The 16,011-nt window shown below is 53.6% G+C and carries 11 protein-coding genes and 1 riboswitch; of the genes, 6 read left to right on the forward strand and 5 right to left on the reverse strand.

The window, feature by feature from the left end; all coding sequences use genetic code 11:
• Positions 1–139 precede the first annotated feature (139 nt).
• Entirely contained in the window at positions 140–349 is a 210-nt protein-coding gene (locus PGRAT_RS28320) for a hypothetical protein (protein WP_020426461.1), read from the reverse strand.
• Between the two features lie 405 nt (positions 350–754).
• On the opposite strand from PGRAT_RS28320, the gene PGRAT_RS28325 reads away from it, so the two are divergent.
• Positions 755–2,386 carry a nitrite/sulfite reductase gene (locus PGRAT_RS28325; protein WP_025707360.1) on the forward strand — a complete coding sequence of 544 codons (1,632 nt, stop codon included), beginning with the start codon at positions 755–757 and terminating at the stop codon, positions 2,384–2,386.
• A gap of 405 nt (positions 2,387–2,791) precedes the next feature.
• On the opposite strand, the gene uvrA is transcribed toward PGRAT_RS28325, so the two are convergent.
• Together uvrA and uvrB are read right to left on the reverse strand one after the other, a co-directional pair.
• On the reverse strand, positions 2,792–5,665 hold the full coding sequence (gene uvrA, locus PGRAT_RS28330) for an excinuclease ABC subunit UvrA (protein ID WP_025707359.1): 2,874 nt from the start codon (positions 5,663–5,665) through the stop codon (positions 2,792–2,794).
• A gap of 442 nt (positions 5,666–6,107) precedes the next feature.
• Positions 6,108–8,099, reverse strand: coding sequence for an excinuclease ABC subunit UvrB (uvrB, locus tag PGRAT_RS28335; protein WP_042267535.1), 1,992 nt, complete (start codon positions 8,097–8,099; stop codon positions 6,108–6,110).
• A gap of 180 nt (positions 8,100–8,279) precedes the next feature.
• Here uvrB and PGRAT_RS28340 point away from each other — a divergent pair, with 180 nt between their 5' ends.
• The gene (locus PGRAT_RS28340) at positions 8,280–9,065 is read left to right on the forward strand and encodes a flagellar motor protein (RefSeq protein ID WP_025708335.1); all 786 of its coding nucleotides are present in this window, start codon (positions 8,280–8,282) and stop codon (positions 9,063–9,065) included.
• Complete coding sequence (locus tag PGRAT_RS28345) at positions 9,062–9,928, forward strand: flagellar motor protein MotB (RefSeq protein ID WP_025708334.1); 867 nt, start codon at positions 9,062–9,064, stop codon at positions 9,926–9,928. The genes PGRAT_RS28340 and PGRAT_RS28345 overlap by 4 nt, the downstream gene beginning before the upstream one ends.
• A gap of 158 nt (positions 9,929–10,086) precedes the next feature.
• On the opposite strand, the gene gcvH is transcribed toward PGRAT_RS28345, so the two are convergent.
• Positions 10,087–10,479, reverse strand: a complete 393-nt coding sequence (gene gcvH / locus PGRAT_RS28350) for a glycine cleavage system protein GcvH (protein ID WP_020426454.1) — start codon at positions 10,477–10,479, stop codon at positions 10,087–10,089.
• Between the two features lie 184 nt (positions 10,480–10,663).
• Positions 10,664–10,760: riboswitch (glycine riboswitch) on the forward strand.
• 184 nt (positions 10,761–10,944) lie between these two features.
• Here gcvH and gcvT point away from each other — a divergent pair.
• From gcvT to gcvPB, 3 genes are read left to right on the forward strand one after another with little or no spacing between them, the layout of a single operon-like run.
• Positions 10,945–12,069 (forward strand): glycine cleavage system aminomethyltransferase GcvT, encoded by a 1,125-nt coding sequence (gene gcvT / locus PGRAT_RS28355; RefSeq protein WP_025708333.1) that lies wholly within the window; start codon positions 10,945–10,947, stop codon positions 12,067–12,069.
• The gene (gene gcvPA / locus PGRAT_RS28360; RefSeq protein WP_042267538.1) at positions 12,066–13,418 is read left to right on the forward strand and encodes an aminomethyl-transferring glycine dehydrogenase subunit GcvPA; all 1,353 of its coding nucleotides are present in this window, start codon (positions 12,066–12,068) and stop codon (positions 13,416–13,418) included. Before gcvT ends, gcvPA begins: the two co-directional genes overlap by 4 nt.
• Complete coding sequence (gene gcvPB, locus PGRAT_RS28365; RefSeq protein WP_025703058.1) at positions 13,415–14,875, forward strand: aminomethyl-transferring glycine dehydrogenase subunit GcvPB; 1,461 nt, start codon at positions 13,415–13,417, stop codon at positions 14,873–14,875. Before gcvPA ends, gcvPB begins: the two co-directional genes overlap by 4 nt.
• Before the next feature lie 124 nt (positions 14,876–14,999).
• Here gcvPB and PGRAT_RS28370 read toward each other — a convergent pair whose 3' ends face one another.
• Positions 15,000–15,803 carry a helix-turn-helix transcriptional regulator gene (locus PGRAT_RS28370; protein ID WP_025703056.1) on the reverse strand — a complete coding sequence of 268 codons (804 nt, stop codon included), beginning with the start codon at positions 15,801–15,803 and terminating at the stop codon, positions 15,000–15,002.
• Between the last annotated feature and the right edge of the window lie 208 nt (positions 15,804–16,011).

Raw genomic sequence — 16,011 nt, forward strand, 5'->3', positions numbered from 1 at the left:
CACTAATAGATGCTTAATCCACTCCTGCACAATGATAAAAAGACGCCTTCAGCCACACAAGGGGCGGTAAAGGTGTCTTTTGGGAATTTCCGACTCTGCAATTGTCTTCTGCCTGTACCAGGGCTGATTATAATCTTTCCTAGCTTAACCAGTTCATCACCATCGCGTAGTCCGAAACCACGAATACCAGCAGGCTCACGACTCCAAAAGCAATGGCGAATTTGTTCTTCTGGGGTGCCCGCAGCAAGCGGATTACTCCAATAAAGATCAGAATGGTGAACAAAATCATAAATACATCGAAGGTATGAAATTTAGACGGCTCTTGCACGGCAGCTTCAGCAAGCAGCATGGCATTACCTCCCCGAGAGTATTGTCAAGCAAGTTCATCTATTCCATATCTCCCTCTATGTTATCGCTACCATTTCAGTGACGCAATAGAAAATGCTTAAAAAATTATGTATTTGTCACAAAAATATTTTCCGGGGTGAAAATTATGCTGCACAACAGCAATGGGAGATCTTCACTTGCGTGTGTGCATCCTTTGTCAAAGAGCGTGCTTATATAATTATTTAACGAAAATATCTCTCTTTGAATCTTATGGTGGACATGCTCTGCATATGCCTGTTCGAACTATCAGCAAGTTCTTATTTATTAATAAACAATCGTTATACCCATTGCCACAACCCTCACTGCCTGTGACTCCTGACCTGTGTTACCATCGGGCTTATGAACTTATACAGAAAGGATGCTGAATATGGCTTACGAACCGTTATGGAGCGCTGCTCCCGAAAAACTTAGCAAGTTCGAATTCGTCAAACTGCAGAAGGACGGGCTGGATGTGATCCGCACCATTATTGAAAAATATGCTTTGGAGGGCTACAGCTCCATTCCAGCCGATGATCTGGATCTGTTCAAGTGGGCCGGGGTATATCAGCAAAAGCCGCGTGAAGGACATTTTATGATGCGTGTGCGCATCAATACAGGCATTATGACCTCAGACCAGGCCAGAACACTGGCTGAAATCGCCAGACGGTACGGCCGGAATCTAATCGATGTAACTACACGGCAGGCTATCCAGTTCCATTGGCTGACGGTTGAGCATCTGCCGGATATTTTCAAGCGGCTTGAAGCCGCAGGGCTGTATTCCTTCGAAGCGTGCGGCGACTGTCCACGGACCATTGTCGGCAACCCGCTGGCAGGGATTGATAAGGATGAACTGTTTGATACCACAGAGATAGTCGGGCAGTTAAATGATTTTTTCATGCTGAACCGCGATTTCTCCAACCTGCCGCGTAAATTCAAAATATCTGTATCCGCCAGCAGGTACAATAATGCGCAAGCAGAAATTAACGATCTGGCTTATACACCCGCGGTAAAAGTCATTGATGGCGTACTAACCCAAGGGTTCCATCTGATGGTGGGCGGCGGACTCTCGGCCAAACCTCATCTGGCGCAAAAGCTGGATGTCTTCGTGAAGCCGGAAGAAGCGCTTAATGTAGCTGCCGGGGTGGTTACCCTGTTCCGTGATTACGGCTACCGGGAGAAACGCCACCATGCCCGTCTAAAATTTCTCGTCGCCGACTGGGGTGCCGAGAAATTCAAATCGAAGCTGATTGAAGCCGTAGGCGGGCTGCCATCCCGCGGAGAAGACCAGACGGTTGGCTGGCAGGCCGCTTATTTTGACGGAGTGCATCCCCAGGTCCAGGAAGGTCTCAGCTACGTAGGCCTGAATGTTCCAGTCGGCCGGATGACCAGCGATGAGCTGGAGCAGTTGGCCGGGCTGGCCGAGCAGTACGGCGAAGGCAAACTCCGCACTACAATGACCCAAAACATCATCATCAGCGGGGTGCCGGATGATAAGCTGGAAGCTCTACTGGAAGCACCGGTGCTGCAGCGTCTGTCGCCAAACGCCAGAAACTTCATCAGCCGCACCGTCGCCTGCACCGGCAATGAATTCTGCAACCTGGCCCTCGTGGAGACCAAGCAGCGTGCGGTCAGTGTTGCAGCATATTTGGATGAGCATGTCCGCCTGAATGAGAAGCTGCGCATTCATTTCATTGGCTGTCCCAATGCCTGCGGGCAAAAGCAGGTTGCCGATATCGGTCTGCAAGGCACGCTGATCAAGACACCGGAAGGCATGACCGATGCATTCGATATCGCAGTAGGCGGGACGCTTGGCTGCGGAGACCGCGGTCCTGCCGCCGAATTCGCCCGCCCGCTGAAGGGCAGGGTAAAGGGCGACCGGGTAGGCCCGGTTCTGAAGCAGCTCATTACCTTCTACACAGAGCAGCGGCAGGAACAGGAGAACTTCCATGCGTTTACGAACCGGGTTGGTGTGCCAGTCCTACAAGAACAGCTTACTGCTATTTTGGAAGCTGAACTGTGATTCTATTATCTGGATAAGACAAACCGTATAGACCGTGTGAGTTGAACCGGAGAACTTCAAAAACTTCGGGAACGCAATGAGACTCATCAGGAAATGAAGCTAAGTGGAAAAAGTAAAACTAATGAACTGAAATCCTGGCTACAAAAGGCTTTAGTTGGATTTTGTCCACCTAATTTATGTATATTCGTCCCATACCGCCGCTTTCAGCCGAATTAGTGATACTTTTTCCCACATAGACTACTCTACAAGCCGAATGAGCCCGATTAAGTTACCTTTTTCCCACTAAGGATGACTTGCTCTATTAGTTCAATAATAATATGTAAAAAAGGCCGTGGAGCATTGCCACGGCCTTTTTGGTTCTTCGAAAAGCAGGAGCAGTCCTGCTCTGCTCCATATGCTGTCCGCTTATCCGATGGTTGAAGTCTGCAGCTCCAGGGCTTTGGTCCGCTCCGTATCGCGGATCAATACGGGCTTCAGGTATTTCCCGGTGTAGGATTCCTCCACCTCGATAATCTTCTCGGGTGTCCCCGTAGCAAGCACAGTACCTCCACCGCTTCCGCCTTCAGGCCCCATATCAATGATATAGTCGGCAGTCTTGATCACATCGAGATTATGCTCAATGACGAGTACGGATTCCCCGGAGTCCACCAAACGATGCAGCACCTCAAGCAGCCGCCCGATGTCATCCACATGCAGCCCTGTTGTCGGCTCGTCCAGAATGTACAGCGTCTTGCCGGTACTGCGGCGGTACAGCTCGGACGCCAGCTTCACGCGCTGCGCCTCGCCGCCGGACAAGGTTGTTCCCGGCTGGCCGATATTGATGTAACCCAATCCAACATCCAGCAGGGTCTGCATCTTGCGGTGAATCTTCGGAATATTCTTGAAGAATTCAGTAGCATCTTCTACGGTCATCTCCAGCACATCAGAGATACTTTTCCCTTTATACTTCACTTCCAGTGTTTCGCGGTTATACCGCTTGCCTTTGCAGACCTCGCAAGGAACATAGACATCCGGCAGGAAGTGCATTTCTATCTTGATAATCCCATCGCCACGGCAAGCTTCACAGCGGCCGCCTTTGACATTGAAGCTGAAGCGGCCTTTCTGGAAGCCGCGCACCTTGGCTTCGTTGGTCTTGGAAAACAGGTCGCGGATATCGTCGAATACACCGGTGTAGGTGGCCGGATTGGAACGCGGAGTCCGCCCGATTGGCGACTGGTCGATATCAATGACTTTGTCCAGATTTTCCAGCCCGCGGATTTCCTTGTGCTGACCCGGGCGGACTTTCACCGCTTTGTTCAGCTGCCGGGCCAGACTCTTGTAGAGGATCTCATTCACGAGCGATGATTTGCCGGAACCCGACACCCCGGTTACTGCTGTAAAGACACCAAGCGGAATTTTGACGTTCACATTCTTCAGATTGTTCTCCTTGGCGCCGCGGATTTCGATCCAGCGGTCATCCGTAGCACGCCGTTTGGCAGTAACCGGAATGAACTTGCGACCGCTCAGGTACTCCCCGGTCAAGGAATTCGGGTCATTCATGATCTCCTTTGGAGTCCCCTGGGCCATGACTTGACCGCCGTGAATCCCCGCACCCGGACCAATATCAATGATATAGTCGGCAGCCATCATCGTATCCTCATCATGTTCGACCACAATCAGGGTGTTGCCCAGATCGCGCATATGCCCAAGGGTTGAGATCAGCCGATCATTATCCCGCTGATGCAGACCGATACTCGGTTCATCGAGAATATACAGCACTCCCATCAAGCTGGAGCCAATTTGAGTCGCCAGCCTGATCCGCTGCGCCTCACCACCGGAGAGCGAGCCGGCCGCACGGCTAAGCGTCAGATAATTCAGCCCCACGTTGACCAGGAAGCCCAGACGGCTGCTGATTTCTTTGAGGATCAGGTGGGCAATGGCCGTTTCCTTCTCACTCAGGGCCATGTTGTCGAAGAACTGGAGGCAGTCCCCAATCGATAAATCAGTGACATCGGCAACATTACGGTCGTTGACCGTTACAGCGAGAATTTCCTTCTTCAATCTTTTGCCTTTGCACACATGGCAGGGTTTGGCGCTCATGAAGCCTTCAATGAATTCGCGGATGCCATCGGAGGCTGTCTCACGGTAACGCCGTTCCAGATTGGGGATAATCCCCTCAAAGGCAACGAGCGCATCCTTCCGCTGGCCGAAGTCATTCTCATACCGGAAGCGGATCTTCTCGCTGCCTGTACCGTTCAGCAGCTTATTCATATGCTCTGGCGACAGACTGCTCACGGGAACATTCTGCGGAATTTTGAAATGCTCGCACACCGATTTCAGGAATTGCGGGTAGTAGTTCGACGTGCTGCCTGTCCAAGCCAGAAAAGCACCCTCTTCAATGCTTTTCCCCTGATCCGGGATCAAAAGGTCGGGATCGACCACCATCTTCATACCAAGCCCGTCGCATTCCGGGCAAGCTCCGAAGGGGCTGTTGAACGAGAACATGCGCGGTGCAAGCTCTTCGATGCTGAACCCGCATACCGGACAGGCAAAGCTCGAACTGAACAGCAGTTCCTCCTGGCCGATGATGTCAACCAGAATTTGCCCGCCGGAAAGCTTCAGCGCGGTCTCCAGAGAGTCGGTCAGCCGCGTCTGAACATCATCCTTGATCACAATCCGGTCGACTACAACCTCAATGGTATGCTTCTTGTTCTTCTCCAGCACGATATCCTCAGTCACTTCACGCAGCTCACCATCCACGCGCACACGGACAAAACCCTGTTTCGAGATATCGCTGAACAGTCCCTTGTGCTCCCCCTTACGGCCAGAGATCACCGGCGCCAGAATCTGCAGCCGGGTTTTCTCGGGATACTGCATGATCCGGTCCACCATCTGCTCAACAGTCTGGGAGGTGATTTCGATGCCATGGTCCGGGCAGTGCGGATGCCCGATCCGGGCAAACAGCAGCCGCAGATAGTCATAAATTTCTGTCACCGTGCCCACGGTCGAACGCGGGTTGCGGCTTGTTGTCTTCTGGTCGATGGATATTGCCGGGGATAACCCGTCGATGGAATCTACATCCGGCTTCTCCATCTGCCCGAGGAATTGTCTGGCATAGGCCGACAGGGACTCTACATAACGGCGCTGTCCTTCAGCGTAGATCGTATCGAACGCCAGCGACGATTTGCCGGAGCCGCTAAGTCCCGTCAGCACGACGAAGCGGTCACGCGGAATCGTTACGTCAATGTTCTTGAGATTGTGCGCTCGCGCACCTTTGATTACAATATTTTCGTTCGCCAACGGTACCTCTCCTTTATAGAAGCCTATTTCAAAGCTAATTCAAAATATTTTCGATCCCTCCCAAACCCTCCCTTAGCCAAGGGAGGGCCCCAAGGGTTGCACCCTCTGGACACCCGCAAGGCTGCTGGCGAGGGAGCTTGGAAGGAGTGGACCTAGCTGCGGTGAAGGTAGGAGCGCTTATCCCTATCGGGACCGCTGAAATGTAGGCGCTCCAGGAAAACCGCTGTCCCTTCGGGATGCGCAAACACCTCAACTGCGGGCTGTCCCTTCGGGATGCGCAAAGTGCCTCAACTGCAGGCTCCCTTCGGGATACGCAAAACGCCTCAACTGCGGGCTGTCCCTTCGGGATGCGCACATGCGACCATATATTTATTTAAAAAGAACGGCCGGGACAGCGCCGTCCTGTACTTGCGGATAAACCAAGAGGGTGGTTAGCGGAGCATTACTCGGCCCGCAGCTCCAGAAGTGCATCGCGCAGCTCGGCGGCGCGCTCGAATTGCAGGTTCTTGGCAGCATCCTTCATCTCAGCCTCCAGACGCTGCATCAGGCTTTGGCGGTCCTTCTTGCTCATCTTGCCGCCCACGCCGGTGAGATACTCAGCCTTGGATTCGGCAACTTTCGTCGCCTCGATGATATCGCGCACTTTCTTGTTGATCGTAGTTGGGGTGATGCCATGCTTCTCGTTGTAGGCAATCTGCGTTTCCCGGCGGCGCTGGGTTTCGGTCATAGCTTTTTCCATGGAATCTGTGATACGGTCACCATACATAATTACACGGCCGCCAGAGTTGCGGGCCGCACGGCCGATGGTCTGAATCAGCGAACGCTCCGAGCGGAGAAAGCCCTCTTTGTCGGCATCCAGAATCGCAACCAGGGATACTTCGGGCAAATCAAGTCCTTCCCGCAAGAGATTGATTCCCACGAGAACATGGAAGGTACCAAGCCGGAGGTCACGCAGAATCGCCATGCGTTCCAGCGTCTTGATGTCGGAGTGCATATAGCGTACCTTGATGCCGATTTCCTTGAAATAATCGGTCAGGTCCTCGGACATTTTTTTCGTCAGGGTCGTAACCAGCACACGCTCGTCACGCTCCACCCGGTCACGGATTTCGCTGATCAGATCATCTATCTGCCCCTCTGTCGGACGCACCTCAATAATCGGGTCCAAAAGACCGGTAGGACGTATGATCTGCTCAACCATAGTGTCGCAGTGTTCCATTTCATAAGGACCCGGTGTGGCTGACACATATACGATCTGATTCACCTTGTCTTCGAATTCTTCAAACTGCAGCGGCCGGTTGTCAAGCGCGGACGGCAGGCGGAAGCCATGCTCCACGAGAACGGTCTTGCGCGCCCGGTCGCCGTTATACATCGCGCGGATCTGCGGCAATGTTACATGGGATTCGTCGATTACAATCAGCATGTCATCAGGGAAATAATCCATAAGTGTATACGGTGTTGCTCCAGGCTCACGGAAGGTAAGCGGTCCGGAATAGTTCTCGATACCGGAACAAAACCCGACTTCCTTCATCATCTCGATATCGTAGCGGGTACGCTGCTCCAGCCGCTGGGCCTCCAGCAGCTTGCCGGCGTCCCGGAGTACGGCCAGCCGTTCTTCCAGTTCCCGCTCAATATTGACAAGAGCCACGCGCATCGTTTCCTCTTGGGTAACAAAGTGGGAGGCCGGAAAAATCGCCACATGGTCGCGTTCCCCGATCAATTCTCCGGTCAACACGTCAATTTCTGTAATGCGCTCGATCTCATCACCGAACAGCTCTACACGGATGGCATGCTCGCCCTGGGAGGCCGGGAAGATCTCTACCACATCACCGCGCACACGAAACGTGCCCCGCACAAAGTTAATGTCGTTGCGCTGATACTGGATGTCCACGAGCCGGCTCAGTATCTGGTTCCGCGGCTTCTCCATCCCCACCCGCAGCGACAGCAGCAGGCTTCCATATTCCTTCGGCGAGCCGAGGCCGTAAATACAGGAGACGCTGGCGACAATAATAACGTCACGCCGTTCGAACAAGGAACTGGTCGCGGAGTGGCGCAGCTTATCTATTTCTTCATTTATGCTAGAATCTTTCTCGATGTAGGTGTCCGAGGAGGGAATATATGCCTCTGGCTGGTAGTAATCGTAGTAGCTGACGAAGTAGTCTACAGAATTGCTGGGAAAAAACTCCTTGAACTCGCTCGCCAGTTGGGCGGCCAGCGTCTTGTTGTGCGCAATAACCAGCGTAGGCCGGTTCAGCTTGGAAATCATTTGTGCGATGGTAAAGGTCTTCCCTGTACCTGTCGCTCCCAGCAGCGTCTGGTGCTTCTTGCCCTGCCGGATGCCGTCCACTAATTCTTGTATGGCATGAGGCTGATCGCCCTGGGGTGTATACTCGGACTCCAATTGAAAAGTCTGCGTACTGACGACAATATCATTCATTTGCCCGTCTCCCCTCTATCGTCTAAAATATATGAATATATTATAATTGTGGCCCGATGATTCTCTCTCCATACCGCTCTGAAATATATGGAAGATAAGAATACTTGTTCCCGTTTATTATACAGTGTTGCCCAGATTCATGCAAACCATAATATATAGAAATTTAAGGAGCTTGAACTCATGGATATTACTTCAATTATCGGCCTGCTGGCCGGTCTTGCTGCGCTTATCGGCGGCTTTTTTTGGGAAGGCGGAAGCCTGTCCGGGCTGCTCCAGCTGAACGCAGCGCTTATTGTATTCGGAGGTACGCTTGCCGCCGTAATGATCAGCTTCCCGGCGTCCAGGCTGCGTTCCGTGCCAGCGGCGCTGAAGCTGGCTTTTGGAAGACATGCTGACACTACGGAGGAACAGGCAGAGGAGCTGATCTCCTTGGCAGCCGTGACCAGACGCAGCGGTGTACTTGCCCTGGAGAAACGGGCCGAAGAGCATCCCGACCCCTTTACCAGCGAGGGCCTTATGCTTATTGTTGACGGTACAGATCCCGGGCAGGTCCGGCAGATTCTGGAGCTGGAGATGGACGCCAAGGAGCTGAAGTACGAAGGTTATGCCAAAATATTTGAAGCTGCAGGCGGTTATGCGCCCACCATGGGCATCATCGGCACAGTCATGGGGCTGATCCGCGTGCTCAGCAATCTTACCGACCCCTCCAATTTGGGAGCATCGATTGCAGTCGCTTTTACGGCAACGCTTTATGGTGTAGCCAGTGCTAATCTAATATTTTTACCCATTGCCTCCAAAATCAAATCCCGCTGCCAAAGTGAACTGGGTTCGATGGAAATGCTCATGGTAGGCATTCTTGCCCTGCAGAACGGGGATCATCCCCAGCTTGTGCGCAAAAAGCTCCGTTCCTTCCTGAACCGGTCCGCTGGAGAACACAGCACCAACCATACAAGAGGCCTGTCATGAGACAGAGAAACCGGAGAAAACCCCGCACAGGAGGCCGGGAAAGCCGGGACCGCTGGATGATCACCTATGCGGATCTTATTACGCTGCTGCTGATTTTTTTCGTGATTTTGTATGCCATGAGCAGTCTGGACACACAGAAATTTAATATTGTGACCGGTTCTTTATCGGACACCTTTAAAAGTGGAAATCCGGTGCTGGAGGGGGGCAACGGCGTGCTGGAGGGTCAAAAAGGAATCGAGTCCGAGGGAACAGGCAAGGGGCAGAATGGCGGAACCGGAGGCGGTGCTCAATCCGGTGTGAATCAGGAGCAGCAGAATGGAGGCGGAACCCCGTCCGGTCCTCCTCCAGAAGGCACACAGCCAACGGCACGTGAACAGGCCTTCCGCGATCAGGAAGCAAAACTGGCTGCGCTGATGGGCGTCATTACCCAATATGTCGAAGACAATAATCTGGGCGACCAGATCTTTGTGGCGGACAAGCCGCAGGGTATCGCAATTACGCTGAGCGACCGCTATCTGTTTGATGTCGGCAGAGCCGAGCTCAAGGCGCCTGCCTTTCCCGCGCTGCGGCAGCTGTCCGGCCTGTTCCGCGGGATTGGAGCGACAATCAGCATCGAAGGCCATACGGACGATACCCCCGTAACGGCAGGCTCACGTTATAATGACAACTGGGAGTTATCCGGTGCCCGCGCCCTTTCAGTGCTGCGCTTCTTTTTAGATAAAGAGGGGCTCAGCCCCAGTAAGTTTCAGTATGCCGGATATGCCGATACCCGTCCTGCCGTCAGTAATTCCACCCCGGAAGGCCGGCAGAAAAACCGCCGCGTTGAGATTACAGTCCTGCGGCAGCTCCAGGAAGAAGAGTAGCTTCACCTGTCAACTGCAGGAGCTCAGCAGGACTTCCCTCTCTCAGTATTCCACATTAAAATATCACAAAAAGACAGACCTCACACATTAGTAACACTTAATGTGATGGGAAAGGCCTGCCTTTTTTGTGTGCCGGAAAACTGCTGTCTTCCGGGTATTTATTCTCCAATTAATTCGCGGTAAGCTGCCGCATCTAGCAGGCCGGATGCCGCTTCCGCAAACTCTCCACTGATTTCCAGTTCAAAAATCCATCCGCCGCTATATGGCTGATCGTTAATCAGTTCCGGGCTGGCTTCCAGTGTGTCATTGATTTTGGTCACAGTTCCCGATACCGGGGAATAGAGCTCCGACACCGTCTTGACGGATTCGATGCTGCCCACGCTGTCTCCTGCGGAGATGGCTGCACCAACCTCAGGAAATTCCACAAATACGATATCGCCAAGCAAATGCTGGGCATGATCCGTAATCCCGATACGCACTACGCGCCCTTCACCCTGCTGTGCCCATTCGTGCTCTTCGCTGTACAGCAGGTTGTCTAGCACTTCACTCATTCTTAAGCCGCCTCTTTTCCAAATTTGGAGTTGTAAAATTAGTTATAGACTAAGTTATCGCGCCGCTCAATGTCAATATTACTGACAGGAAAATAAAATTTGTCATCTTTTTGACGTTTTTTTGTTGACAGCGGAGTTGTATACCCGGTTTAATGGAGTCAGTAGAAAACAATACGGTTTGCGAATGATGGCATAGGGAGAGACTGCCTCACAGGAGGGCAGCGCCGAAGGAGTAAGCCCGGGAGGGTGAATCTCTCAGGCAAAAGGACCTTTGCCGGACGCATCTCTGGAGAGCTATCCGGACCTGCCTGGCAGCGTCACGGATCACCAACGGGGAAACCTGCTCGCTGGATAGCAGGGTAACTCTCAGGTACAAAGGACAGAGCGAAGGACTTATATGCGGGTTGTGCATATTTGTCTTTCGCCTGTCCTTTTTCGCGTGTAATCAGACAAGGGAGTGAGCAGATGGAAGCTTTGAAAAGAACGCCTTTTTATGATCTCTACTCCGCCTATGCGGAGTCCAGATGTATTGATTTCGGCGGCTGGGAGCTGCCGGTGCAGTTCACGGGAATCGTAAAGGAGCATGAGGCCGTCCGCCAGCAGGCCGGACTGTTCGATGTATCGCATATGGGTGAATTCATGGTCAGCGGCAGCGGTTCGGAAGCCTTCCTGCAGCAGATGACCACGAACGATGTCAGCCGTCTTCAGGATGGCGGTGCTCAATACACGCTGATGCTCTACCCGACCGGCGGAGTTGTTGATGATCTCCTGGTCTACCACCTCGGGGAAGAGCGTTACATGCTGGTCGTCAACGCCTCCAATATCGACAAGGATTTTGAGTGGCTGCAGGAGCATCTTACAGATGAATTCAGCGGAGTGACGCTGAAAAATGTCTCGGATGAGACACTGCTGCTCGCACTGCAGGGACCACTTGCCGAGACGATCCTGGCCGAAGTGACCTCAGCCCCTCTCGCTGAGCTTGCCCCCTTCCACTTCATCGAACGCGCTGTAGTCTGCGGTGTAGAGGTCCTGCTCTCCCGTACCGGATATACCGGGGAAGACGGATTCGAGCTGTACGCCCCGGTGGACACAGCGGCTGCGCTGTGGAACGGCCTGCTTGCCGCAGGTGCCCCGTACGGCTTGACCCCCGCCGGGCTTGGCGCACGCGATACGCTGCGTTTCGAAGCAAAGCTGCCGCTGTACGGCCAGGAGCTGTCGGCGGATATTACGCCGCTGGAAGCCGGAGTCCAGTTCTTCGTGAAGTTGGACAAAGCCGGTTTCATCGGCAGAGACGCGCTGCTGAAGCAAAAGGAATCCGGACTGCCCCGCCGCCTCGTGGGCCTCGAAATGATTGACCGCGGCATTCCGCGCTCTCATTATCCGGTCTATGCGGGTGGAGTCAAGATCGGGGAGGTCACCACAGGCACACAGTCCCCGACACTGAAACGCAATTTGGGCCTTGCCCTATTGGATGCTGCCTATACAGAAATTGGAACAGAGGTTTATGTGGAGATCCGCGGCAAGCAGCTTAAGGCGGCCGTGGTCAAAGCGCCATTTTATAAAAAGAGCCAAGGAGTGAAGCCGCAATGAAGCACCGTTATCTGCCGATGACCGAACAAGACCGCAAGGAGATGATGGAAGCTGTCGGGATTCAGTCCGTGGAGAAGCTGTTCGCCGATATCCCGCAGTCCGTCCGCTATCAGGGAACGATGCCGATGTCAGAGGCACTGGATGAATACGCATTGCTGCGCCATATGAAAGAGCTGTCCGACCGCAATGCCAGCTTCGACACCCACGCCAGCTTCCTCGGCGCAGGGCTGTATGACCACCATATCCCCGTGGTCATTAATCATGTCATTTCCCGCTCGGAATTCTATACGGCATACACGCCTTACCAGCCGGAGATCAGCCAGGGAGAGCTGCAGGCAATCTTCGAATTTCAGTCCTATATCTGTGAGCTGACCGGCATGAAGGTCGCCAATGCCAGTATGTACGATGGCGCGACCGCCTTCGCGGAAGCCGCGGTGCTTGCAGCCGGAGCGACGAAACGCAAAAAACTGGTCGTTTCCCGGACGGTACATCCGGAAGCACGCCAGGTGCTGCGCACCTCTGCGGGTGCATGGGGCCTGGATGTTATAGAAATAGACTACAAAGACGGCGTAACAGATCAGGCGAAGCTCGCCGCCGCGATTGACGGCGACACGGCTGCCGTGCTGGTGCAGTCGCCGAACTTCTTCGGCGCTGTAGAAGACCTGGGCGCCATTGAGCCGCTGATCCATGCCTTCAAAGGCCTGCTCGTGGTCAGCGCCAACCCGCTGGCTCTCGGCATCCTCGAAACGCCGGGCAAGCTTGGCGCTGACATCGTAGTCGGCGATGCCCAACCGCTCGGCATTCCGGCTTCACTCGGCGGACCAACCTGCGGCTTCTTTGCCGTAGCCGAGCCGCTCATGCGCCGTATGCCGGGCCGGATTGTCGGCCAGACTGTTGACCGCAACGGCAAGCGCGGCTTCGTGCTTACGCTTCAGGCCCGCGAGCAGCATATCCGCCGTGAGAAAGCCACTTCGAACATCTGCTCCAACCAGGCGCTGCTGGCACTGTGCGCTTCCGTATATCTGTCCGTCATGGGCAAAGAGGGCATGCGTGAGGTTGGAGAGCTGAATATCCGCAAGAGCCATTACGCAGCCGGCAAGCTCGGGGAACTGGCCGGTGCCGCCCTGGCGTTCACCGCACCGTTCTTCAATGAATTTGTCCTGAAGCTGCCGGAAGGCGCAAGCGTCAGCGAGATCAATGCCAAGCTGCTGAAGCAGGGCTACCTCGGCGGCTATGATCTGGGCCGGGATTATCCCGAGCTGGCCGGACATATGCTGGTTGCCGTGACCGAGAAACGAAGCAAAACGGAAATTGACCAATTTAGAGGCGCACTGGAGGGATGTATATGAAACCGGAACAAAGTCTGATCTTCGAGCTAAGCCGTCCCGGCCGCTCGGCCTATTCCCTGCCGCAGTGCGATGTTCCGCAGGAAGAAAGCATCGATACGCTGATTCCGGCAGGATTGCTGCGCAGCGAGCCGGTAGTCTTGCCTGAGGTATCGGAAGTGGATGTAATCCGCCACTATACCGCGCTTTCCCGCCGCAACTTCGGCGTCGACAACGGCTTTTATCCGCTCGGCTCCTGCACGATGAAATACAATCCGAAGATTAATGAAGATGTTGCCCGCTTCCCCGGCCTGGCCAAGATTCACCCGTACCAGCCGGAAGAGAGCATCCAGGGTGCACTCGAACTGATGCATACTCTGCAAAAGGATTTGGCTGCCCTGACCGGCATGGATGCCGTGTCCCTGCAGCCAGCCGCCGGGGCCCATGGTGAATGGACCGGGCTAATGATGATCCGGGCCTACCATGAGAGCCGCGGTGAAACCCGCTCCAAGGTCATCGTGCCCGATTCCTCGCACGGCACGAACCCTGCCAGCGCCTCTGCGGCCGGACTGGAGACGGTAACGATCCCTTCCAACGATAAAGGGATGGTTGATCTGGCGGCTCTGAAAGCAGCTGTCGGCAGCGACACGGCTGCCCTGATGCTGACCAACCCGAGCACCCTCGGATTGTTCGAGACGCAAATCGTGGAGATCGCCCGGATTGTACACGAAGCCGGAGGCCTGCTCTATTACGATGGAGCGAACTCCAATGCAATCATGGGCATTACCCGCCCCGGCGACATGGGCTTTGACGTCGTGCATTTGAATCTGCATAAAACCATGAGCACCCCGCACGGCGGCGGCGGTCCGGGTGCCGGACCGGTAGGTGTAAAAGCGAAGCTTATTCCGTTCCTGCCACAGCCGACGGTGGTCCAAAACGAAGACAGCAGCTACTCGCTGAACTACGGCGGCCCGGAATCCATCGGCCGCGTCAAAGCCTTTTACGGCAATTTCGGCATCCTGGTCCGTGCCTACGCTTATATCCGCACCTATGGGCCGGATGGACTGCGCGAGGTGTCCGAGAACGCTGTGCTGAACGCCAATTATATGATGCACCGGCTCGCACCGTATTTTGAAATCCCGTATCCGGGGATCTGCAAGCATGAATTTGTCATGTCCGGCAGAAACCTTAAGCAGTACGGTGTGCGCACACTGGATGTCGCCAAAAGGCTGCTGGACTTCGGCTACCACCCGCCAACCGTGTACTTCCCGCTAACGGTAGAAGAGTGCATGATGATCGAGCCTACCGAAACCGAAAGCAAAGAAACGCTTGACGGCTTCATTGAAACGATGATTCAGATCGTGAAGGAAGCCCGGGAAACACCGGAAATCGTCATTAATGCCCCGCATACGACGGAGATCAGCCGTCTCGACGAGACCCAGGCAGCACGCAAGCCGGTGCTGAACTGCTCCTGCGGCTAAGCTTCCGGGATTACAATCAGCAACGCAGATACGTCTTCCTTCCGTAAGAAACGTACCGCAGCAACACTTACAGCGGCTAATCCCAAAGTCATTCCCGACTTTTTGCGGATTAGCCTTTTTTCGTTTACAATAGCTTCTTGGCAAATTGGGAACGGTCACTTACATTCATTTTAATATAAATGCTCTTCACGACATTGCGTACGGAGCCCTCGCTGATGCCCAGCGTGTTGGAGATATGCAGCGCGCTTTTGTCGGAGAGCCACAGTGAAGCGACCTCCTTCTCTCTCCCGGTCAGCTTGTATTTGTCCAGCACCTTTCCCCGTCTGAATTGCTGCAGACCCGCATTGTTAGCCATTCGTTTATATGCTACATTCTCCGCTAACTGCTGTACGAAAGGAATCGCAAATTCAATATGCTGGCCCGCATCAAAAGAAATATCCACATACCCCTGCGTGCCGCCGTCCAGAATGAGCGGTGCACAGACACAATTCCAGCTCTGGAACACAGCGTCCGTATGCTCCTTTCCCCGCACCACTCCTATGCGGTTCATCTCCATAGCCAGCGAAACTGCATTCAAGCCCGAATACCGCTTGGAGAGATTAACGCCTTCTCTCAGCCCGGCACAGTCCATATTCTCCTGAAGACTCCCCGAAGAGCAGATCAGGTCGAGAATCTTCCCTTCTTCATCAGTCAGAAACACCACATAAGGAATCGGAATGAACCGGCTGATGTCCACCATCTCGGCTCTCATGGATGCCACCATGGCCGCACTATAGATCGCTTTGCTTTCTTTTACAGAGGGAACCTGTAAGGACTGGAGCGGACTATGTAGATCTGAAGCATTCGTTTGACGAAAGTATGCCGCTTGAGCTGCTGGAAGGTCCTCCACCGAACACCACATTTTCATCCCGGAATTGAAGGTTGTCAATACAAACGCCTCCTTTTTCTTTTATTAATCCGGCACCCTTGTGATCAAATTCACTACTTATAATTCATCTGCGTTGGTTACAACTATTCCCTTATCTCTACAACTCACAAATTGTAACCTTCTATACTATTAAATATATCATAGGATATTTATTGGACAATGAACAGTGGGCTAATCTTACGAATAAGAGTTGAAAAAATATCTTTTA

Source organism: Paenibacillus graminis (assembly GCF_000758705.1).
GTDB lineage: Bacteria > Bacillota > Bacilli > Paenibacillales > Paenibacillaceae > Paenibacillus_AQ > Paenibacillus_AQ graminis.

Coding starts and splice junctions, on each gene's coding strand:
- gcvT (WP_025708333.1), top strand. CDS start 10,945: ATGGAAGCTTTGAAAAGAACGCCTTTTTATGATCTCTACTCCGCCTAT.
- uvrB (WP_042267535.1), bottom strand. CDS start 8,099: ATGAATGATATTGTCGTCAGTACGCAGACTTTTCAATTGGAGTCCGAG.
- PGRAT_RS28340 (WP_025708335.1), top strand. CDS start 8,280: ATGGATATTACTTCAATTATCGGCCTGCTGGCCGGTCTTGCTGCGCTT.
- gcvH (WP_020426454.1), bottom strand. CDS start 10,479: ATGAGTGAAGTGCTAGACAACCTGCTGTACAGCGAAGAGCACGAATGG.
- PGRAT_RS28345 (WP_025708334.1), top strand. CDS start 9,062: ATGAGACAGAGAAACCGGAGAAAACCCCGCACAGGAGGCCGGGAAAGC.
- PGRAT_RS28320 (WP_020426461.1), bottom strand. CDS start 349: ATGCTGCTTGCTGAAGCTGCCGTGCAAGAGCCGTCTAAATTTCATACC.
- PGRAT_RS28325 (WP_025707360.1), top strand. CDS start 755: ATGGCTTACGAACCGTTATGGAGCGCTGCTCCCGAAAAACTTAGCAAG.
- gcvPB (WP_025703058.1), top strand. CDS start 13,415: ATGAAACCGGAACAAAGTCTGATCTTCGAGCTAAGCCGTCCCGGCCGC.
- gcvPA (WP_042267538.1), top strand. CDS start 12,066: ATGAAGCACCGTTATCTGCCGATGACCGAACAAGACCGCAAGGAGATG.